This is a genomic window from Streptomyces sp. NBC_01750 (genome assembly GCF_035918095.1).
Classification (GTDB): Bacteria; Actinomycetota; Actinomycetes; order Streptomycetales; family Streptomycetaceae; genus Streptomyces.
Genome location: NZ_CP109137.1, coordinates 6,508,418 through 6,529,185 on the forward strand (window position 1 = coordinate 6,508,418; position 20,768 = coordinate 6,529,185).

Here is a 20,768-nt window from a genome sequence, read left to right on the forward strand (position 1 = left end):
CTGCCGCACGCTTGAGGGAGCGTCAGCTTCCCGCCTCCATCCGGGCGACACGAACGGGTGAAGCAGTAGGCACACGTGTCCCCTGCCGTCGACACCGGTAACCTCACCACCATGGCCTCACGTACGTCCGGCAAGGGTTCCCAGGGCGCGGCGGGCACCGCGAAGCCGCGCGCCGGCCGTACGACCGGCGCCGCGAAGAAGGCGGCGCCCGCCAAGAAGACCGCCGCGAAGAAGAGCGCGCCCGCGAAGAAGGCACCCGCCAGGAAGGCGGGGGCCAAGAAAGCTGCTGCGCCGAGACCGGCACCGTCCCCCACGGGCGGCGTGTACCGGCTCGCGCGCGCTCTCTGGCTCGGCCTCGCACACGCCGTGGGGGCGATGTTCCGCGGCATAGGGCGCGGCGCGAAGGGACTCGACCCGGCGCACCGCAAGGACGGTCTGGCGCTCCTGCTCCTCGGTCTGGCCCTGATTGTCGCCGCCGGTACCTGGTCCAATCTGAGCGGTCCGGTCGGCGATCTCGTCGAGATGCTGGTGACCGGCGCCTTCGGCCGGCTCGATCTGCTCGTGCCGATACTGCTGGCTGCCATCGCCGTGCGCCTGATCCTCTATCCCGAGAAGCCCGAGGCCAACGGCCGGATCGTGATCGGACTGTCCGCGCTCGTCGTCGGTGTGCTCGGCCAGGTCCACATCGCCTGCGGCACGCCGGGCCGCGAGGAGGGCACCGAGGCGATGCAGGACGCGGGCGGCCTGATCGGCTGGGCCGCATCCAAGCCGCTGATCTTCACCATGGGTGAGGTGCTCGCCGTACCGCTGCTCGTGCTGCTCACTCTCTTCGGTCTGCTCGTGGTCACCGCGACGCCCGTCAACGCCATTCCGCAGCGGCTGCGGCTGCTCGGCTCCAAGCTGGGTATCGCCGAACCGCCGTACGACGCCGGGGCCGAGGCCAGGGACGACGAGCGGTACGAGGACCAGTGGCGCGAGGCGGTGCCCGGCCGCAGGCGCCGCCCGTCCGCGCGCCGGAGCGAGGAGTCGGCGGAGTTCGACGCGGACCATGCGGAGGAGGAGGCGCTCACCAGGCGCCGACGGCCGCGCAGGGCTTCCGTGCAGCCTGCTCTGCACCGCCCGATGGACGCCGTGGACGTGGCCGCGGCGGCCGCCGCGGCACTCGACGGGGCCGTACTGAACGGAATGCCGCCCTCGCCGCTCGTCGCCGATCTCACCCGGGACGTCACCGCCGAACGACAGCGGGCCGCCACTCCCGTGCCGAGCGCGCGCGAGCCCGAACAGCCGGATCAGGAGGAGCGGAAACAGAAGGAGCGCGAGCCGAACTCGTCCGTTCCGGACCTGACCAAGTCCGCGCCCGCCGAGTCCCACCCCCTGCCGTCGCGCGCCGAGCAGCTGCAGCTCTCCGGCGACATCACCTACGCGCTGCCCTCCCTCGACCTGCTGGAGCGGGGCGGCCCCGGAAAGACGCGCAGCGCCGCCAATGACGCGGTCGTCGCCTCGCTCAGCAATGTCTTCATGGAGTTCAAGGTCGACGCGGCCGTCACCGGCTTCACCCGCGGCCCGACGGTCACCCGGTACGAGGTGGAGCTGGGCCCGGCCGTGAAGGTCGAGCGGATCACCGCGCTCACCAAGAACATCGCTTACGCCGTCGCCAGCCCGGACGTCCGGATCATCTCCCCGATCCCCGGCAAGTCCGCGGTCGGCATCGAGATCCCGAACTCCGACCGCGAGATGGTCAACCTCGGCGACGTACTGCGCCTCGCGGACGCCGCGGGGGACGAGCATCCGATGCTGGTCGCGCTCGGCAAGGACGTCGAGGGCGGCTATGTGATGGCCAATCTCGCGAAGATGCCGCACGTCCTGGTCGCCGGCGCGACCGGATCAGGAAAGTCGTCCTGCATCAACTGTCTGATCACCTCGGTGATGGTGCGGGCGACGCCGGAGGACGTACGGATGGTGCTCGTCGACCCCAAGCGGGTCGAGCTCACCGCGTACGAGGGCATTCCGCACCTGATCACGCCGATCATCACCAACCCCAAGCGGGCCGCGGAGGCGCTGCAGTGGGTGGTGCGGGAGATGGATCTGCGCTACGACGACCTGGCGGCGTACGGCTACCGGCACATCGACGACTTCAACCAGGCCATCAGGAACGGCAAGGTGAAACCGCCGGAGGGCAGCGAGCGCGAGCTCACCCCGTACCCGTACCTGCTGGTGATCGTCGACGAGCTCGCCGATCTGATGATGGTCGCGCCGCGCGACGTCGAGGACGCCATCGTCCGTATCACCCAGCTGGCGCGCGCCGCCGGCATCCATCTGGTATTGGCGACGCAGCGGCCGTCGGTCGATGTCGTCACCGGTCTGATCAAGGCCAATGTGCCCTCGCGGCTCGCCTTCGCGACCTCCTCGCTCGCCGACAGCCGGGTCATCCTGGACCAGCCGGGCGCGGAGAAGCTGATCGGCAAGGGCGACGGGCTCTTCCTCCCGATGGGTGCCAACAAGCCCACCCGTATGCAGGGCGCCTTCGTGACCGAGGACGAAGTCGCGGTGGTGGTCCAGCACTGCAAGGATCAGATGGCGCCGGTCTTCCGCGAGGACGTGGTGGTCGGGACGAAGCAGAAGAAGGAGATCGACGAGGACATCGGCGACGACCTCGATCTGCTCTGCCAGGCCGCCGAGCTGGTCGTATCCACCCAGTTCGGGTCCACCTCAATGCTTCAGCGGAAGCTGCGTGTCGGCTTCGCGAAGGCGGGCAGACTGATGGATCTAATGGAGTCACGGAACATCGTCGGGCCGAGCGAGGGCTCGAAGGCACGCGATGTTCTGGTGAAACCGGACGAACTGGACGGAGTGCTCGCCGTGATACGCGGGGAGTCTCATTCTTAAGGGTCCGGAGAGCAACCGTTTCCCCCAGTCGTACGTCAAGTTGGAGGGAGGGACAGACAGGTGTCCCACCATCACGGATGTCCGGCCATTCTGATGGCGTACAAAGTCCCTCCGCCCGGTTGCCCCACCCTTTCGTACCACCCATAGACTGAACCTCCAGCAGGTGGTTACACGCTCGAAAGGCGCCCCCGTGTCCATCGGCAACTCCCCCGAAGACGACCGGCCTTCAATCGAAGACGACCGGCCTTTGACCGAAGACGATCAGCCTTCGATCGAAGACGACCGGCCTTCGATCGGTCGTGCGCTCCAGCAGGCTCGCATCGACGCAGGTCTGACCGTCGACGAAGTCACGACCTCCACCCGGGTGCGCATTCCCATCGTGCACGGGATCGAAGACGACGACTTCTCCCGCTGCGGCGGCGATGTGTACGCCCGCGGGCATATCCGCGCGCTGGCGCGTGCCGTCGGGCTCGACCCCGATCCGCTTGTCGCGCAGTTCGACGCGGAGCACGGCGGACGGCCTTCGCCGACGCCTGCCGCGCCGCTCTTCGAGGCCGAGCGCATCCGCCCGGAACGGCGCCGCCCCAACTGGACGGCCGCCATGGTCGCCGCGATCGTCGCCGTGATCGGCTTCGTCGGTTTCACGCTCTTCAACGGCGCGGACGACGGCGGCAAGGGCAGCCATGTCGCGGAGGGGCCTGCGCCCGAGGAGAAGCCCAGCCCGGCCAAGTCCACGAGCAAGCCCGCCGACCCCAAGCCCGATCCCTCGGACAGCGCCATCGCGGCGGTGCCGAAGGACAAGGTGACGGTGAAGCTCTCCGTCCTGGACGACAAGAGCTGGATCTCCGCCAAGTCGCACAACGGCAAGTTGCTCTTCGACGGGACGCTGCTCAAGGGCGAGTCCAGGACCTTCCAGGACGACGAGCGGGTCGATCTCATCCTCGGCAACGCCGGGGCGATCGAGCTGTTCGTGAACGGCAAGAAGGTCGAGGACCAGTTCGAGACCGGTCAGGTCGAGCGGCTGTCGTACACAAAGGGCGACCCCGAGGTCGGCTGACAGGCCGCTGCTGACGGGCGCCCCAGAGCGTGCGGAGGCCCGGCAGCCCTCGGGGCCAGGGCGTGGGTCAGGACGAAGTAGTCTTGAGCCCATGCCCGAACGCCGTACCGTCGCCCTTGTCACTCTTGGCTGCGCCCGTAACGAGGTGGACTCGGAGGAGCTGGCAGGCCGCTTGGCAGCGGACGGCTGGGAGCTCGTCGAGGAAGCCTCCGACGCGGATGTCGCAGTCGTCAACACCTGCGGATTCGTCGAGGCCGCCAAGAAGGACTCCGTCGACGCCCTGCTGGAAGCCAACGATCTGAAGGACCACGGCAGAACCCAGGCCGTGGTCGCCGTCGGCTGCATGGCCGAGCGGTACGGCAAGGAGCTCGCCGAGGCCCTGCCCGAGGCGGACGGGGTGCTCGGCTTCGACGACTACGCCGATATCTCCGACCGACTGCAGACCATCCTCAATGGCGGTATCCATGCCTCCCACACCCCGCGCGACCGGCGGAAGCTGCTGCCGCTGAGCCCCGCCGAACGGCAGGACGCCACCGATGTGGCGCTGCCCGGGCACGGGGAGGTCACGCCGGCGCCCGAGGACCTTCCCGAAGGTGTCGCTCCGGTGTCCGGGCCGCGTGCGCCGCTCCGGCGCCGCCTGGGTACCAGCCCTGTCGCGTCGGTGAAGCTCGCGTCCGGCTGCGACCGGCGCTGCTCCTTCTGCGCCATTCCGTCCTTCCGCGGCTCCTTCATCTCGCGCCGGCCCAGCGATGTGCTGGGCGAGACGCGCTGGCTGGCCGAGCAGGGCGTGAAGGAGATCATGCTGGTCTCCGAGAACAACACCTCGTACGGCAAGGACCTCGGCGACATCCGTCTGCTGGAGACCCTGCTTCCGGAGCTTTCCGAGGTGGACGGGATCGAGCGGGTGCGGGTCAGCTATCTGCAGCCCGCCGAGATGCGGCCCGGGCTGATCGACGTCCTGACCTCGACGCCCAAGATCGCGCCCTACTTCGACCTCTCGTTCCAGCACTCGGCGCCCGGCGTGCTGCGCGCGATGCGGCGCTTCGGTGACACCGAGCGGTTCCTCCAGCTGCTCGAGACGATCCGCGGCAAGGCACCGCAGGCCGGCGTGCGGTCCAACTTCATCGTCGGCTTCCCCGGCGAGACCGAGGCGGACTTCGCCGAGCTGGAACGCTTCCTCACCGGGGCGCGCCTGGATGCCATCGGCGTCTTCGGCTACTCCGACGAGGACGGCACCGAGGCCGTCTCGTACGACAACAAGCTCGACGCCGACGTGATCGCGGAGCGGCTCGACCATCTGTCGCGGATCGCGGACGAGCTGACCGCGCAGCGCGCCGAGGAGCGGCTCGGCGAGAGCCTCGAAGTGCTGGTCGAGTCGGTGGACGGCGAGGACGGTGCGGTGGGCCGCGCCGCGCACCAGGCGCCGGAGACGGACGGGCAGGTGGTCTTCACCACGAGCCGGGGACTTGTCCCCGGCCGTATGGTCGAGGCGAAGGTTGTGGGTACGGAAGGCGTCGACCTCGTGGCCGAGTGTCTTGATGAGGAGGCGGGCAGATGACCGGAGTGCCGGCATCCGCGGGCGGCACCGGTAGGCCGGCGCCCGGCGGGAAGCTGGGCGCTGCGGCCGTCAATCAGGCCAGCCTGTGGAATATCGCCAACATCCTCACCATGGTGCGGCTGGTTCTCGTACCGGGCTTCGTCATGCTGATGCTGCAGGACGGCGGCTACGACCCGGCCTGGCGTGCCTGGGCGTGGGCGGCCTTCGCCGTCGCCATGATCACCGACATCTTCGACGGCCATCTGGCACGTACGTACAACCTGGTCACCGACTTCGGGAAGATCGCCGATCCGATCGCCGACAAGGCGATCATGGCCGCCGGGCTGATCTGCCTGTCGGCGCTCGGTGATCTGCCGTGGTGGGTGACCGGAGTCATTCTCTTCCGTGAGCTCGGGATCACGCTTATGCGGTTCTGGGTGATCCGGCACGGGATCATTCCGGCCAGCCGCGGCGGCAAGGTGAAGACGCTGGCGCAGGGCACGGCGGTGGGGATGTACGTCCTCGCGCTGACCGGGCCGCTGGCCACGCTGCGCTTCTGGGTGATGGCGCTCGCCGTCGTGCTGACGGTGGTCACCGGTCTCGACTATGTGCGACAGGCGATTGTGCTGAGGCACCGGGGGCTCGCCGCGGAGCGCGCGGCCGCAGGGGACGCGGCGGCGGAGGAAGCGCGGGACGCACGGTGAAGACGGCGGCTCGGGTGCTGGCGCTGCTCGCCGAGCGCGGCGAGACGCTTGCCGTCGCCGAGTCGCTGACCGGCGGCCTGGTGGCCGCCGAGCTCACCTCCGTACCCGGCGCGTCGAAGTCCTTCCGTGGCTCGGTCACGGCGTATGCGACGACTCTCAAGAGGGAAGTTCTACGGGTCGACGGGACCCTCCTGGCGGAGCGCGGTGCGGTGGATCCCGAGGTCGCACGGCAGATGGCGGCCGGAGTGCGGGACGTGCTGGGTGCCGGCTGGGGTATCGCGACCACGGGTGTGGCGGGGCCGGAGCCACAGGACGGACAGCCCGTCGGGACGGTCTATGTGGCCGTCGCGGGGCCGAACGGCGTGGAGAAAGTGGCCGCACTGCGGTTGAACGGTGGCCGGGCGGAAATCCGTAGAGAGTGTGTACGGAGCGTGCTCGAGCTGCTCTCCGGCGAACTGCACGAGAAGGCGCGGACACAGGATTCGGAACAGAACGGGGGGACTTGATGTTTGCAGCCCTGAGTGAACACGACATCGCTCCCCGCACGGCCGCGGCACGAGGCGGTACGGTGGGGCGTGAAGGATGCGGCTACGCGGTCCGAGGAGGGAGCCACCGATGATTCTGCTCCGTCGCCTGCTGGGTGACGTGCTGCGTCGGCAGCGCCAGCGCCAGGGCCGTACTCTGCGCGAAGTCTCCTCGTCCGCCCGAGTATCGCTCGGCTATCTCTCCGAGGTGGAACGGGGGCAGAAGGAGGCTTCCTCCGAGCTGCTCTCCGCGATCTGCGACGCGCTTGACGTACGGATGTCCGAGCTCATGCGCGAAGTGAGCGACGAGCTGTCACTGGCCGAACTGGCCGAGTCGGCAGCGGCGAGCGAACCGGTGCCTGCGCCAGTACGCCCGATGCTCAATTCCGTCTCCGTGACGTCGGTGGCGGGTGTGCCGACGGAGCGGGTGACCATCAAGGCACCTGCGGAGGCGGTCGACGTCGTCGCCGCCTGATCCGTACGGCCCTGTACGGCTTGGTTTGAGCTGAGCCCCGACTGGTACTCGAGTACCAGTCGGGGCTTTCGCATTCCCTGGATGCCCGTTTTTGGGTGTTCGTGTCATCGTGGATGGTGTCTGCGGAGCCAGTAGCTGTGAACCGAGTGGAGGACGCGGATGTCTGTCGTGAAGAGCCCTCTGTCCGATGTGGACCTCAAGACGGTCGGCGACGCGCTGCGTGGCGCTCTCGTGGACCTGGTGGATCTCTCGCTGGTGGCGAAGCAGGTCCACTGGAATGTGGTCGGCCCGCGCTTCAGGTCGGTCCATCTGCAGCTCGACGAGGTCGTGGATACCGCACGGATGCACTCCGACACGGTCGCCGAGCGGGCGTCGGCGGTCGGGGTGACACCGGACGCGCGGGCCGCGACGGTGGCGGCGCAGAGCGCGATCCACTCGGTGCCGGAGGGATGGATCAAGGACACGGACGCCGTGCAGATCCTGGTGGACGCGCTGGGCGCGGTGATCGCGCGGATGCGCGACCGGATCGCGGCGACGGGTGATCCGGATCCGGTGAGCCAGGACATCCTGATCGGGCTCACGGCGGACCTGGAGAAGCACGCGTGGATGTTCCAGGCGGAGAGCGCGTAGGCGGATGCGCTGTGGCCGGGCCGGCCCGGCTGCTTTGACGGCCGTGGCGAGGGCGGCGGCAAAGGAGGCTCTCCAGGACTGCGGACTTCGGCTTCTCGTCGCACTCTGGAGTGATGGGAAGTGAGGGGACCGGCGCGCTGTGCGCCGGGTTGTCCACCTGTGCGCCCTCCCAGCAGGTGATCGCGCCGGTCTAGCGTGGGCCGGAGGAGGCAGCCATGGCAGTACGTGGGATGGCTCTCGTGCCGGTGGTCGCTCTCGGGCTCGTGGCGGGCGGGCTGTGGTGGTGGGCCGTGCTGCGGCTGGTGCTCGTGCCGCAGCAGGCGGGGCTCGTCGAGGGCGCGCTGGTGGCGGGCGGGTGGGGGCTGAGTCTGCTTCCGGTGCATGTGACGGCCGGCCGCGAGATCACCATGGCATCGCGACGCCGCCGTTCGGGCGGAGAATCTGGCCCGTCGTGAAGGACGACGCGTCGGATGCCAGATGAAGGACCGTATGGGCGATGTCCTCCGGCTCGCCGACGCGGCGGAGCGGGGACATCCGGACCATCGTCGCCTCGGCCCTCTGCTGGAGTACCTCGTCGTGGCGGTCGGTCATAGGGGTGCGGATCCAGCCGGGGGCGACGGCGTTGACGCGGATGGAGTGCGGACCGAGCTCGGTCGCGAGGGTCTTGGTGAGCTGCACCACCGCCGCTTTGGCCACGCTGTAGCAGAGCAGACCGGCATTCGCGGCGTCGACGGCACCCGAGGCCATGGTGACGATGGAGCCGCGGGTGCCCGCGGCGATCATGGCGTGGGCCGACTCCTGGCAGGCGTACAGAATCCCTTTGAAGTTGACCGTGAGGACGCGGTCGAGATCCTCGTCCCTCGTCTCCAGGACCGTGCTGCTGTGCATGATGCCGGCCACCGCCGCCATGACGTCGAGCCGGTCCACGCTCGCGATTGCGGCCTTGAGCCGGGCACGGTCGGTGACGTCGAGGGTGTGGGTGCGTGCGGCGCCGCCCGCGTCGGTGATCAGGGCCCGGGTCTCGTGGAGGCCGTTCTCGTCGAGGTCGGCGCAGTGGACGGTGGCGCCCGCCTCGGCGAGGAGGACGGCGGAGGCGCGGCCGATGCCGCTGGCGGCGCCGGTGACGAACGCGGTGCGGCCGGAGAGGTCGTACGCCTTGATGGCCATGCGGGGACCGTACGACCGTATCTGACGGATCGTCAACTACTGGGCCCTGTCTGGCAGCGAGGGCACCAGTAGGTGGGGCGTTCACGGCTGCCGTCGCCCTGGTCGGCCTTGCGGATGGCAGTGCCGCAGCGGGGGCAGGGGTGACCCTCACGGCCGTAGACATACAGCAGCTGGTCCGGTCGGGAGGTGCCGCTGGTGGCCGTAGTGCGGCGGGCCGGGCGGTCCTTGTTGGCCTCGAGGAGCCGGTGGGCGGTACGGACGAGCCGCTCGGGAATGCCGGCGGGCAGCTCGCCGATGGGGAGCCAGGGAGTCGCGCGGGCCAGGAAGGCCAGCTCCGACTTGTAGACATTGCCGATGCCCGCGAGGTTGCGCTGGTCCATGAGGGCCTCACCGAGAGGGCGGGCGGGGTCGGCGAGCAGATTGGCCAGAGCGGCGTGCGGATCCCAGTCGGGGCCGAGAATGTCCGGGCCGAGATGGCCCACGGCCTGCTCCTCGTCGGCCGTGCGCAGCAGCTCCAGGACGGGGAGCCGGTATCCGACGGCGGTGTACGCGGCGTTGCCGAGGATGGCACGGATCTGGTGCGTGGGGCCGCCCCGCCAGCGCTGCCCGGAGCCGTACACCTGCCAGGAGCCGTCCATCCGCAGGTGCGAGTGCAGTGTGAGGCCGCCCTCGATGCGGGTCAGGAGATGCTTGCCGCGCGGGGTGACATCCAGGACGGCAAGGCCGGTGAGATCGGCGGTGGCGAAACGCGGGACGCGCAGGTCGGACCGGGTCAGGACCTGCCCGGCAAGGGCGGTGTGCAGGCGCTGGGCGGTCTGCCAGACGGTGTCTCCTTCGGGCATGGCATCCATGATGCGGGACATGGCGGGCCGGGGTCAGCGGCTCGTGCTCAGCGGCCCGGGGGCAGCGACTTATGGGCGCTCAGGGGCCTGGGCGTCAGGGGCGCAGGCGCAGCCCCCTCGGGGTGGCATGGAAGCCCGCGGTCTCCAGCGCGCGGGCCAGCGGAGAGGTCAGCGCCGGTGATCCGTTGGCCCGCTCCACCGTGACTGTGCCGAGCGCACCCGCTCGGGCGGCGTTGGCCAGGGCTTCGCACGCCGCGTGGAGGGCGGGGGCGTCGGGGTCGGTCGCCCAGGCCAGCAGGGTCTTGCCGCCGCGCTCCAGGTAGAGCGTGAGCTCGCCGTCGACGAGGACGACCAGCGAGCCCGCCTTGCGCCCGGGCTTGTGTCCCGCACCGGTCGGCGGCTCGGGCCAGGGCAGAGCGGCCCCGTACGCATTGGCGGGATCAGCGGCGGCCAGCACCACGGCGTGGGGTGCCGTCTGCTCGTCGGTGCGGTCCCTGGCCGTGGCCGCCGCCCGGAGGCGGTCGACCGCGCCGTCCATCGCGAACTGGGCCGCGCCGAGCCCCTCCACGACATAGCCGCGGCGCGCCTGCCCGCTGTCCTCGAACGCCGAGAGGATCCGGTACGTCGCGGAGAAGCCCCCTTCCACGCCCTCGGCCGCCACAGCGCCCCGGGTCACCACACCGTGGCGGTCGAGGAGCGTGCGGGCCAGGGCATGTGCCCGGTGGGTCGGGTCCGGCTCGGTGGCCGGGAGCAGGGACCAGCGGCCGCTCACGGTCGGCGGCCCCGTACGGGAGGCAGGGCGGGCGGCCGCCGTCAGGCTGCCGTAGCGCCCGCGGGGGATCGTCCGCCTGGCACGGTGGGCCGTGGAACCGGCGGTGCGGCCCGATCCGAGCAGCGAACGCAGTGGAGCCAGCGTGTCGTTGGTGAGCCGGCCGGACCAGGCCAGGTCCCAGACGGCGTCCGCCAGTTGGGCATCGGCGGCGTCGGGATGTGTGGTGGCCCGGACCTGGTCGGTGATCTGGCGGAAGAACAGCCCATAACCGGGGGAGAGGGCGCTCAGGACGGACTCGTGCAGCGCGGTGAGCTCCAGGGGGTGAGGCGGAGGGAGGAGCAGCGGGGCGGCGTCGGCGAGGAAGAGGGAGATCCAGCCGTCCTTGCCGGGCAGCGAGCCCGCTCCGGCCCACACGACCTCGCCCGTCGTGGTGAGTTCGTCGAGGAGGGCGGGGGTGTAGCCGGAGACGCGGGACGGGATGATCAGTTTCTCGAGAGCGGAGGCGGGGACAGCGGCACCTTGGAGCTGCTCGATGGCACGGGCCAGTCCGTCGATGCCGCGCAGGCTGTTGCTGCCCATGTGCTGCCACTTGGGGAGGAAGGTGGCGAGCGCGGCGGGCGGGACCGGCTCCAACTCATGGCGCAGAGCTGCCAGCGAGCGGCGGCGCAGCCGGCGCAGCACGGTCGCGTCGCACCACTCCTGGCCGATACCGGAAGGGTGGAACTCACCCTGTACGACCCGCCCGTTCGCCGCGAGTCGCTGCAGTGCGCCGTCCGTGACGGCCGTGCCCAGACCGAAGCGGGCCGCCGCCTGGGCCGAGGTGAACGGGCCGTGCGTACGCGCGAACCGGGCGAGCAGATCGCCCAGCGGGTCCTTGACCGGCTCGGTGAACGCTTCCGGAACGCCCACCGGGAGCGCCGTGCCCAGTGCGTCGCGCAGCCGGCCCGCGTCCTCGACCGCCGCCCAGTGTTCCACGCCCGCGAGCCGGACCCGGATGGCCCGGCGCGACGCCGCCAGTTCCAGTGGCCACTGAGGGTCGCCGCCGCGCTCGGCCAGCTCGGCATCGGTGAGCGGGCCGAGGATCCGCAGCAGATCGGCGACTCCCTCCTCGTCCTTGATCCGACGGTCCTCGGTGAGCCACTGCAGCTCCTGTTCCAGCTCGGCGAGCACATCGGCGTCGAGCAGTTCCCGAAGCTCCGCCTGGCCGAGGAGCTCGGCGAGCAACCGGGAGTCCAGCGAGAGGGCCGCGGCGCGGCGCTCGGCGAGGGGCGAGTCCCCCTCGTACAGGAACTGGGCGACATAGCCGAACAGCAGCGACCGCGCGAAGGGCGAGGGCTCGGGGGTGGTGACCTCGACCAGCCGGACCCGGCGGGACTCGATATCACCCATCAGCTCGGTGAGGCCGGGGACGTCGAAGACATCCTGGAGGCATTCGCGAACCGCCTCGAGGACGATCGGGAAGGACCCGAACTCGCTCGCCACCTGCAGCAGTTGGGACGCGCGCTGGCGCTGCTGCCACAGCGGGGTGCGCTTGCCGGGACTGCGCCTGGGCAGCAGCAGCGCACGCGCGGCGCACTCGCGGAACCGGGAGGCGAAGAGCGCGGAGCCGCCCACCTGGTCGGTGACGATCTGATTGATCTCGCCCTTGTCGAAGACGGTGTCCGCCGCGCCGACCGGTGCCTGCTCGCTGTCGAACGTCGTGTCGAGGTGGACCGGGTCCTGGTCGAGGAGGTCCAGGCCCATCAGATCCGCGTCCGGCAGACGCAGCACAATGCCGTCGTCGGCATGCATGACCTGAGCATCCATGCCGTACCGCTCGGAGAGCCGGGCGCCGAGCGCGAGCGCCCACGGCGCGTGCACCTGTGCCCCGAAGGGGGAGTGGATCACGACCCGCCAGTCGCCCAGCTCATCGCGGAAACGCTCGACCAGGATCGTCCGGTCGTCCGGCACATGGCCGCAGGCCCGGCGCTGCTCGTCGAGGTAGCTGAGGACATTGTCGGCCGCCCAGGCATCCAGACCGGCGGCCAGCAGACGGAGCCGGGCGTCCTCGGGGGCCATGCCGCCGACCTCGCGGAGGAACGCGCCCACCGCGCGGCCCAGTTCGAGCGGGCGGCCGAGCTGGTCGCCCTTCCAGAACGGGAGCCGGCCCGGGACTCCGGGGGCCGGTGAGACGAGCACCCGGTCGCGGGTGATGTCCTCGATCCGCCAGGAGGTGGTGCCCAAGGTGAAGACATCGCCCACCCGGGACTCGTACACCATCTCCTCGTCGAGCTCGCCGACCCGGCCCCCGCCCTTCTTCGGGTCCGCCCCTGCCAGGAAGACGCCGAAGAGGCCGCGGTCGGGAATGGTGCCGCCGGAGGTGACGGCGAGGCGCTGCGCGCCCGGGCGGCCCGTGACCGTACCTGCGACGCGGTCCCAGACCACGCGGGGACGGAGTTCGGCGAAAGCATCGGAGGGATAGCGTCCGGCGAGCATGTCGAGGACGGCTATGAAGGCCGACTCGGGCAGCGAGGCGAACGGGGCGGCCCGGCGGGCCAGCGCCAGCAGATCGTCGACCTGCCAGGTGTCGAGGGCGACCATCGCGACGAGCTGCTGCGCCAGTACGTCCAGGGGGTTGGACGGGATACGGAGCGCCTCGATGGAGCCGGTGCGCATCCGCTCGGTGACCACGGCCGCCTGCACCAGATCGCCCCGGTACTTGGGGAAGACGACACCGGTGGAGACCGCGCCCACCTGGTGGCCGGCCCGGCCGACCCGTTGCAGGCCGGAGGCGACGGACGGCGGCGACTCGACCTGGATCACCAGGTCGACCGCGCCCATGTCGATGCCCAGCTCCAGGCTGGAGGTGGCCACAACGGCCGGCAGTCGGCCGGCCTTCAGATCCTCCTCGACGAGGGCCCGCTGCTCCTTGGAGACCGAGCCGTGGTGCGCGCGGGCGAGCAGGGGAGGGGCGCCCTGCGCGGCTCCGGACTGCGCCATGATCTCGGCCGGTGACGGCTTTTCGGGCATCGCCTCACCGGTGGCGCGTTCGTACGCGATCTCATTGAGGCGGTTGCACAACCGCTCCGCCAGCCGACGGGAGTTGGCGAAGACAATCGTGGAGCGGTGCGCCTGGACGAGGTTGGCGATGCGCTCCTCCACATGCGGCCAGATGGACGGCTTCTCGCCATTGCCGGAAGGGGACGACGAGGCCTCGGACGCGGGGGAGCCGCCCAACTCGCCCAGATCCTCGACCGGAACGACCACCGACAGGTCGAACTCCTTGTCCGAGGGCGGCTGGACGATCTTCACCTTGCGCTGGGGCGACAGGTAGCGGGCCACCTCGTCCACCGGCCGTACCGTCGCCGACAGGCCGATCCGCCGTGCCGGGCGCGGCAGCAGCTCGTCGAGCCGCTCCAGCGATACGGCGAGGTGCGCGCCCCGCTTCGTGCCGGCGACGGCGTGCACCTCGTCAAGGATCACGGTCTCGATGCCCGCCAGCGCGTCCCGCGCGGAAGAGGTGAGCATCAGGAACAGCGATTCGGGTGTGGTGATCAGGATGTCCGGCGGCTTGGTGGCCATCGAACGCCGCTCGGCGGGCGGGGTGTCACCCGAGCGGATACCGACCCGCACCTCAGGCTCCGGCAGCCCGAGCCGCACGGACTCCTGGCGGATCCCCGTGAGCGGGCTGCGGAGATTGCGCTCGACGTCGACCGCGAGTGCCTTGAGCGGTGAGACGTACAGCACGCGGCAGCGCATCTTCGCGTCCGCCGGCGGCGGCGCCGACGCGAGACGGTCCAGCGAGGCGAGGAACGCGGCCAGGGTCTTGCCGGAGCCCGTCGGGGCCACGACCAGCACGTCCGAGCCCTCCCCGATGGCCTCCCAGGCCCCCTCCTGCGCGGTGGTGGGCGCGCTGAAGGCCCCCGCAAACCAGCTTCGGGTCGCGGGAGAGAAGGAGTCGAGTGCAGTCCTGGCCATGCCCTCCATCGTGCACCGTGCCACTGACAATCAGCGGCCCAGGTCAGGGACGCGCAGGTCAGCCACGATGCCGCCGGAGCACAATGGCTGCATGGGGCGCCTGATACCGCACGAGTGGGCGAGGCACTGGCAGTACGAGGAACTGCCGGGCCTCGATCTGCTGCGTGCCCGCTATGTCCAGCACACCTTTCCTCGCCACAGCCACGAGGGCTTCACCTTCGGCGCGGTCACCGGCGGTCTCGAGGACGTGAGTCTGCCGGACGGAATCATCCGGGCAGGCCCCGGAACCGTCGTCATGATCAACCCGGAGGTGCCGCACGCCGCCCGCGCCGGGGTCCCCGAAGGCTGGACGTACGCCACTCTCTATCCCTCCGTGGAGCTCGTCTCCGACATCGCCGGGGCCGTGACCACGCTCCGCGGCACCCCCGGATTCGCCGAGACGATCGTCGAGGATCCGGAGACCGCCGAGCTGATCCGCGGGGTGCACCGGGCGGCGGAGGAAGGCAACGCACTGGCCGCCGACAGCCTGTTGCGCATCGCCGTGGCCCGGCTACTCAGCCGCCACGGAAGCGCCCTTCCCTCCCGTGCGCCCACGGCCTCCGGTGCCCGCACCGCCGCCCTCGCCAAGCAGCTCCTCGAGGAGCGGTTGGCCGAGCCGCCCTCGCTGGAGCAACTGGCGCAGGAGCTCGGCACCAGCCCCTTCGCGCTGCTGCGCGCCTTCAAGGCGGAGTACGGCATGCCGCCGCACACCTGGCTCACCGACGCGCGCGTGCGCCGCGCCCGCCACCTCCTGGAGGCAGGCACAGCGCCCGCCGAGGCGGCCGTCGCCGTCGGCTTCACCGACCAGCCGCATCTGAACCGGCACTTCACCCGGATCGTCGGCGTCCCGCCCGGGGCGTACCGCAAGGAGCGCGCAAGAACGTACAAGACCACCCGCGAGCGCCCCACGTAATGTCCGCGTCGTGGCAGAACAGACAGCTCCCCCAGAGAGTCACCCGAAGACTCCCCCAGTGATACGCACCACCGCGGAGTCCGTGGCCAAGCCGGACTCGGCCGTCGTACGCGATGCGCTCGGCGTCGGCATCGCCGTCGGCCTGTCCGGCTTCGCCTTCGGCGTGACCTCCGCGGGATCCGGACTCAGCCTGCTGCAGACCTGTGCGCTCAGCCTGCTGGTTTTCACCGGCGCCTCGCAATTCGCGCTGGTCGGTGCGATCGCGGCGGGCGGCAATCCGCTCGCCGCCGCCGCGGGCGCCTTCTTCCTCGGCGTACGCAACACCTTCTACGGGCTCCGGCTGTCCCAGCTGCTCGCTCTGCCCCGCTTCGTACGACCCTTCGCGGCGCACTGGGTCATCGACGAGACCACGGCCGTCGCCCTCGCCCAGCCCACGCGGCGCGCCGTGCGCCTCGGCTTCACCGTCACCGGGCTGACCCTGTACGTGCTGTGGAACCTCACCACGCTCCTGGGGGCGCTCGGAGCCGAAGCCATCGGCGACACCAACGCCTGGGGGCTGGACGCCGCAGGACCTGCGGTCTTCCTCGCGCTCCTCGCGCCCATGCTGCGTACGACGACCGAGCGTGCTGTCGCAGGGCTGGCGGTGATCCTGGGGCTCGGGTTCCTGCCGGTGCTGCCCGCCGGAGTGCCGGTGCTGGTCGCCGCGCTGGCCGCGCCCGCAGTCCTCTGGTTCAAGGGCCGCACGATCGCCGACAGCAAGAGCAGCGACGGCACGAAGAGCGTCGGCACGAAGAGCGTCGGCACGAAGACAGAAAGCAAGAAGGCGGACAGCACGAAGGGTGAGGACCGTTGAGCATCTGGATCGCGATCGCGGCGACCGCCGTCGGCTGCTACCTCGTGAAGCTGGTCGGACTGCTCGTCCCCGCCGACACCCTCGAGCGACCCCTGGTCCAGCGGCTGGCCGCCCTGCTGCCCGTCGCCCTGCTGGCCGCGCTCACCGCTCAGCAGACCTTCAGCGCCGACAACTCCCTCGTCCTCGACGCACGGGCCGCGGGGCTTGCCGCGGCAGCGCTCGCGCTGGTCCTGCGTGCCCCCTTCCTGGTGGTTGTCGGGGCGGCGGTGGCGGTCACGGCGGGCGTGCGCGCACTCGGGGGCTGACCACAGGAGGCCGACAACGGCGGCCGGTCGCGTCAGCCGATGGCGCGACCGTGCGCCCGTAGCGTCCGCAGTGCCTCGATCGTCATGATCGGCCGCGACTCCAGGACGGTGCCGGGTGCCCACTGGCGCCAGTTGACGGGCCAGCCGCCGTCCTCGCGCTGCTCTCCCGCGAGACGATCGAGGGAACGCGCCATCTCCTCGTCCGTGAACCAGCGGCGGGCGAGCGACTGTGGCGTACGGGCGTAGTCGTACGGGAAGTGGTGCTCCTGCGGCGCATAGCCGGGCGCGACCGGGTACTCGCCGAGCCGCTCCGGGTCCAGCACCGCCAAGCGCTGCTCGCGCACCAGCCGGCCGAGTCGGTCCGCGGCGGCCTCCGCGCGCGAGTGGTCCGGGGCGCCGTCCAGGAAGGCGACCGCGGCCTCGATCTCGTACGGATGGGACTTCTCCAGCGCGTCGACGGCGGCCCAGCAGAAGTCCGTTGCCCGGAACAGCCAGGCGTGCCACACCTGATTACGGTGCAGCAGCCCCACCACCGGACCCGTCGCGAGCAGCTCGCTCGGCGGGTCGTCGACGATCGGGATGAAGGGCGCGGACGGATAGCCGCGCTGGGAAGGGTGGATCGCGGGGAGCGCCCCGTCGTGCGTCGACACCTCCGAGAGGTAGCGGCACATCCGCTCCACGCGCAGTCCGCCGCAGCGGCCGATGGAGTCGAGGACGCGCAGGGCGTGAGCCGTGTGCAGCGGCTGGCTGACGGGGCCGCGCAGATCCGGTTCGAGGGCGTGGCCGTAACCGCCGTCCTGGTTGAGGTACGCGGCCAGGGCTGTCTCGACGGTGTCCGAGCCGCCGCCGAGGAAGTGGTACGCGAACCGCCGCTGTTCCAGCACCCGGGCCGTCAGCCAGATGAAGTGCTCGGCGCGGGCGAGGGGAGACGCGGGCGAGGTTGTGGGGGTTGCTCCGGTTCCAGCCATGTTCAGACCGTAGGGCGGAAAAGCCTTTCGGTAAGGGGGACGGACGTGGCTGCACCCCAGGGGCGGGATACTGACGTCATGCGGTTGACGATTTTCTGGGAGCGGATGGCGGACCATTTCGGTCAGGCGTACGCCGATTCCTTCGCGCGCGACCATGTGATGGCCGAGCTCGGGGGCCGTACGGTCCATGAGGCGCTGGCCGCCGGCTGGGAGACGAAGGATGTGTGGCGCGGAGTCTGCGCCGCTGTCGGAATCCCCGCGGACAAGCGCTGAGGCGAGTGGTTGCGGCGCACGGTCACGGGAGTGGCGGGAAGCGGCCGGAAACCGGTGGGAGAAGTCCGGAAACCGGTGGGAGAAGTGGTGACACACGGGGCGGACGGTGGCCCACGGCAGCCATGGGCGACACTTGCCGCGTGGCCCCGACCGACAAGACCGACCAGGACGTGACCCCTGAGAACGTGCCCGAGAAGGACGCGCCTCCTGAGGACATAGCCGCCGAAGGCATGGCCGCTCAGGACGTGCCGCCGCAGACCGCTCAGGACACGACCCCGCCGACCGTGCCGCCTCCCGCACCCGAGGGCGGCCCCGGTGGCCCCGGCCGCATGCCCCGCTGGCTGCCGCGTGCCATGGTGCTCGCGCTGGCGCTCTTCGCCTGCTTCCAGCTCGGCAGCTGGGCCTTCCACCAGCTCATCGGGCTGCTGATCAACATCCTGATCGCCTTCTTCCTGGCACTTGCGATCGAACCGGCGGTCGGCCGGATGGCAGCGCGCGGTATGCGCCGCGGCCTCGCCACCTTCCTGGTCTTCTTCGCCGTACTGATCGCGGGCGCCGGCTTCATCGTTCTGCTTGGCTCGATGCTGGCGGGCCAGATCGTCGACATGGTCGAAGACTTCCCCCAGTACCTGGACTCGGTGATCCGCTGGATCAACGACTCCTTCCACACCGAGCTCTCCCGGGTGGAGGTCCAGGACAGCCTGCTGCGCTCGGACTGGTTGCGGAAGTACGTCCAGAACAGCGCGAGCGGAGTGCTGGACATCTCCGCCACCGTGCTCGGCGGGCTGTTCAAGCTGCTGACGATCTTCCTGTTCTCGTTCTACTTCGCGGCCGACGGGCCCCGGCTGCGGCGCGCGATCTGCTCCGTGCTGCCGCCGGCCAAGCAGACCGAGGTGCTGCGCGCCTGGGAGATCGCGGTCGACAAGACCGGCGGCTACCTCTACTCGCGCGGCCTGATGGCCCTGATCTCCGGCATCGCGCACTACATCCTGCTGGAGATCCTGGGAGTGCCGTACGCCCCGGCGCTCGCGGTCTGGGTCGGTCTGGTCTCGCAGTTCATCCCGACCATCGGTACGTATCTGGCGGGCGCGCTGCCGATGCTGATCGCCTTCACGGTCAACCCCTGGTACGCGTTGTGGGTACTCGGATTCGTCGTGATCTACCAGCAGTTCGAGAACTATGTGCTGCAGCCCAAGCTCACCTCGAAGACCGTCGACATCCACCCGGCGGTGGCCTTCGGCTCGGTTGTCGCGGGCACGGCGCTGCTGGGAGCGGTCGGCGCGCTGATCGCGATCCCGGCGGTGGCCACACTCCAGGCGTTCCTCGGCGCGTATGTGAAGCGGTACACCGTGACCGACGATCCGCGTGTGCATGGCCACCGGCTGCGCGACGGAAGGGCGTTCGCGCGGGTGCGGCAGATCTGGCGAAGGGGCCGTAACGCTCCGGCCGCCGGCTCGGGCGGGCGGGACGCCGGGGCGGACACCGACGGCGGGTCCTGAAGCGCGGTGCGCCGGGAGCGCGGTGCGCCGGGAGCGCGGGGGGAACGGCTTTGCGGCGGGCCGGGCGGTGCGACGTGTGGTGCGCTTGACACTAAAATCGAACATCCATTCTCATGGGATTCCGGCCCTCGGTTTTCGGGAGTTATCCACAGGCTGGAAGGACGTCGGGGCCCATTGTCAGTGGCAGGGGTTAGCGTCTTTGACGTGAAGCGATCGACTCAAGCAAATCGGGTGGAACCCATGGCAGGAACCGACCGCGAGAAGGCGCTCGACGCCGCGCTCGCACAGATTGAACGGCAATTCGGCAAGGGCGCGGTGATGCGCCTGGGCGAGCGGCCGAACGAGCCCATCGAGGTCATCCCCACCGGGTCGACCGCGCTCGACGTCGCGCTCGGCGTCGGCGGCCTGCCGCGCGGCCGCGTGGTGGAGGTCTATGGACCGGAATCCTCCGGTAAGACCACCCTCACACTGCACGCCGTGGCCAACGCCCAGAAGGCGGGCGGTTCGGTGGCCTTCATCGACGCCGAGCACGCCCTCGACCCCGAGTACGCGAAGAAGCTGGGCGTCGACATCGACAACCTGATCCTGTCCCAGCCGGACAACGGCGAGCAGGCGCTCGAGATCGTCGACATGCTCATCCGCTCCGGCGCCCTCGACCTGATCGTCATCGACTCCGTCGCGGCGCTGGTGCCGCGTGCGGAAATCGAGGGCGAGATGGGCGACTCGCACGTCGGTCTGCAGGCGCGGCTGATGAGCCAGGCGCTCCGGAAGATCACCAGCGCGCTGAACCAGTCCAAGACCACCGCGATCTTCATCAACCAGCTCCGCGAGAAGATCGGCGTGATGTTCGGCTCGCCGGAGACCACGACCGGTGGCCGGGCGCTGAAGTTCTACGCTTCGGTGCGGCTCGACATCCGTCGTATCGAGACCCTGAAGGACGGCACGGACGCGGTCGGCAACCGCACCCGCGTCAAGGTCGTCAAGAACAAGGTCGCGCCGCCCTTCAAGCAGGCCGAGTTCGACATCCTGTACGGCCAGGGCATCAGCCGCGAGGGCGGCCTGATCGACATGGGTGTGGAGAACGGCTTCGTACGGAAGGCGGGTGCCTGGTACACGTACGAGGGCGACCAGCTGGGCCAGGGCAAGGAGAACGCCCGTAACTTCCTGAAGGACAACCCCGATCTCGCCAATGAGATCGAGAAGAAGATCAAGGAGAAGCTGGGCGTCGGCGTCAAGCCGGAGGCTCCGACGGCCGAGCCGGGCGCGGACGCTGCAGGTGCCGCTGGTGCCGAGGACGCGGCGAAGGTGCCCGCCCCTGCGGCGAAGGCCACCAAGGCGACCAAGGCCTCGGCGACCAAGAGCTGACC

General features: G+C 70.3%; 18 protein-coding genes. 14 read left to right on the forward strand and 4 right to left on the reverse strand.

The window, feature by feature from the left end; all coding sequences use genetic code 11:
* Positions 1-111 precede the first annotated feature (111 nt).
* The 8 genes from OG966_RS29680 (at position 112) to OG966_RS29715 (ending at position 8,268) form a co-directional block, all read left to right on the forward strand.
* Positions 112-2,886 carry a DNA translocase FtsK gene (locus tag OG966_RS29680; RefSeq protein ID WP_326653001.1) on the forward strand — a complete coding sequence of 925 codons (2,775 nt, stop codon included), beginning with the start codon at positions 112-114 and terminating at the stop codon, positions 2,884-2,886.
* A gap of 190 nt (positions 2,887-3,076) precedes the next feature.
* The gene (locus OG966_RS29685; RefSeq protein WP_406730854.1) at positions 3,077-3,943 is read left to right on the forward strand and encodes a helix-turn-helix domain-containing protein; all 867 of its coding nucleotides are present in this window, start codon (positions 3,077-3,079) and stop codon (positions 3,941-3,943) included.
* Positions 3,944-4,034: 91 nt separating this feature from the next.
* Positions 4,035-5,501: a 30S ribosomal protein S12 methylthiotransferase RimO gene (gene rimO, locus OG966_RS29690; RefSeq protein WP_326653003.1), complete on the forward strand. Its 1,467-nt coding sequence runs from the start codon at positions 4,035-4,037 to the stop codon at positions 5,499-5,501.
* Positions 5,498-6,184 (forward strand): CDP-diacylglycerol--glycerol-3-phosphate 3-phosphatidyltransferase, encoded by a 687-nt coding sequence (gene pgsA / locus OG966_RS29695; protein WP_326653004.1) that lies wholly within the window; start codon positions 5,498-5,500, stop codon positions 6,182-6,184. The genes rimO and pgsA overlap by 4 nt, the downstream gene beginning before the upstream one ends.
* Positions 6,181-6,690 carry a CinA family protein gene (locus tag OG966_RS29700; RefSeq protein ID WP_326653005.1) on the forward strand — a complete coding sequence of 170 codons (510 nt, stop codon included), beginning with the start codon at positions 6,181-6,183 and terminating at the stop codon, positions 6,688-6,690. Before pgsA ends, OG966_RS29700 begins: the two co-directional genes overlap by 4 nt.
* 109 nt (positions 6,691-6,799) lie before the next feature.
* Positions 6,800-7,183: a helix-turn-helix domain-containing protein gene (locus OG966_RS29705; RefSeq protein ID WP_019889909.1), complete on the forward strand. Its 384-nt coding sequence runs from the start codon at positions 6,800-6,802 to the stop codon at positions 7,181-7,183.
* Positions 7,184-7,342: 159 nt separating this feature from the next.
* Entirely contained in the window at positions 7,343-7,813 is a 471-nt protein-coding gene (locus OG966_RS29710) for a Dps family protein (RefSeq protein WP_326653007.1), read from the forward strand.
* A gap of 215 nt (positions 7,814-8,028) precedes the next feature.
* The gene (locus OG966_RS29715; RefSeq protein ID WP_326653008.1) at positions 8,029-8,268 is read left to right on the forward strand and encodes a hypothetical protein; all 240 of its coding nucleotides are present in this window, start codon (positions 8,029-8,031) and stop codon (positions 8,266-8,268) included.
* Here the strand turns inward: OG966_RS29715 and OG966_RS29720 are convergent.
* From OG966_RS29720 to OG966_RS29730, 3 genes are all read right to left on the reverse strand, one after another.
* Positions 8,216-8,980: an SDR family NAD(P)-dependent oxidoreductase gene (locus OG966_RS29720; RefSeq protein WP_326653009.1), complete on the reverse strand. Its 765-nt coding sequence runs from the start codon at positions 8,978-8,980 to the stop codon at positions 8,216-8,218. The two genes, OG966_RS29715 and OG966_RS29720, sit on opposite strands and share 53 nt — an antisense overlap.
* 32 nt (positions 8,981-9,012) lie before the next feature.
* Positions 9,013-9,822 (reverse strand): Fpg/Nei family DNA glycosylase, encoded by an 810-nt coding sequence (locus tag OG966_RS29725; protein WP_326653010.1) that lies wholly within the window; start codon positions 9,820-9,822, stop codon positions 9,013-9,015.
* A 94-nt stretch (positions 9,823-9,916) separates the two neighbouring features.
* Positions 9,917-14,551: an ATP-dependent helicase gene (locus OG966_RS29730; protein WP_326653011.1), complete on the reverse strand. Its 4,635-nt coding sequence runs from the start codon at positions 14,549-14,551 to the stop codon at positions 9,917-9,919.
* A gap of 91 nt (positions 14,552-14,642) precedes the next feature.
* On the opposite strand from OG966_RS29730, the gene OG966_RS29735 reads away from it, so the two are divergent.
* Genes OG966_RS29735 through OG966_RS29745 form a run of 3 tightly spaced genes read left to right on the forward strand, consistent with a single transcriptional unit; the run spans position 14,643 to position 16,661 of the window.
* On the forward strand, positions 14,643-15,503 hold the full coding sequence (locus OG966_RS29735) for an AraC family transcriptional regulator (protein ID WP_326653012.1): 861 nt from the start codon (positions 14,643-14,645) through the stop codon (positions 15,501-15,503).
* Between the two features lie 10 nt (positions 15,504-15,513).
* Complete coding sequence (locus OG966_RS29740) at positions 15,514-16,356, forward strand: AzlC family ABC transporter permease (protein ID WP_406730850.1); 843 nt, start codon at positions 15,514-15,516, stop codon at positions 16,354-16,356.
* Positions 16,353-16,661 (forward strand): AzlD domain-containing protein, encoded by a 309-nt coding sequence (locus OG966_RS29745; protein ID WP_326653014.1) that lies wholly within the window; start codon positions 16,353-16,355, stop codon positions 16,659-16,661. The genes OG966_RS29740 and OG966_RS29745 overlap by 4 nt, the downstream gene beginning before the upstream one ends.
* Before the next feature lie 32 nt (positions 16,662-16,693).
* Here the strand turns inward: OG966_RS29745 and OG966_RS29750 are convergent, their stop codons facing one another.
* A complete protein-coding gene (locus OG966_RS29750) occupies positions 16,694-17,629 on the reverse strand; it encodes a hypothetical protein (protein WP_326653015.1) in 936 nt (311 codons plus the stop codon).
* Between the two features lie 78 nt (positions 17,630-17,707).
* Here OG966_RS29750 and OG966_RS29755 point away from each other — a divergent pair, with 78 nt between their 5' ends.
* The 3 genes from OG966_RS29755 (at position 17,708) to recA (ending at position 20,766) form a co-directional block, all read left to right on the forward strand.
* Positions 17,708-17,902 carry a DUF3046 domain-containing protein gene (locus OG966_RS29755; protein ID WP_326653016.1) on the forward strand — a complete coding sequence of 65 codons (195 nt, stop codon included), beginning with the start codon at positions 17,708-17,710 and terminating at the stop codon, positions 17,900-17,902.
* A gap of 329 nt (positions 17,903-18,231) precedes the next feature.
* Entirely contained in the window at positions 18,232-19,401 is a 1,170-nt protein-coding gene (locus OG966_RS29760; RefSeq protein WP_326655422.1) for an AI-2E family transporter, read from the forward strand.
* A 240-nt stretch (positions 19,402-19,641) separates the two neighbouring features.
* On the forward strand, positions 19,642-20,766 hold the full coding sequence (gene recA / locus OG966_RS29765; RefSeq protein ID WP_326653017.1) for a recombinase RecA: 1,125 nt from the start codon (positions 19,642-19,644) through the stop codon (positions 20,764-20,766).
* Positions 20,767-20,768 lie beyond the last annotated feature (2 nt).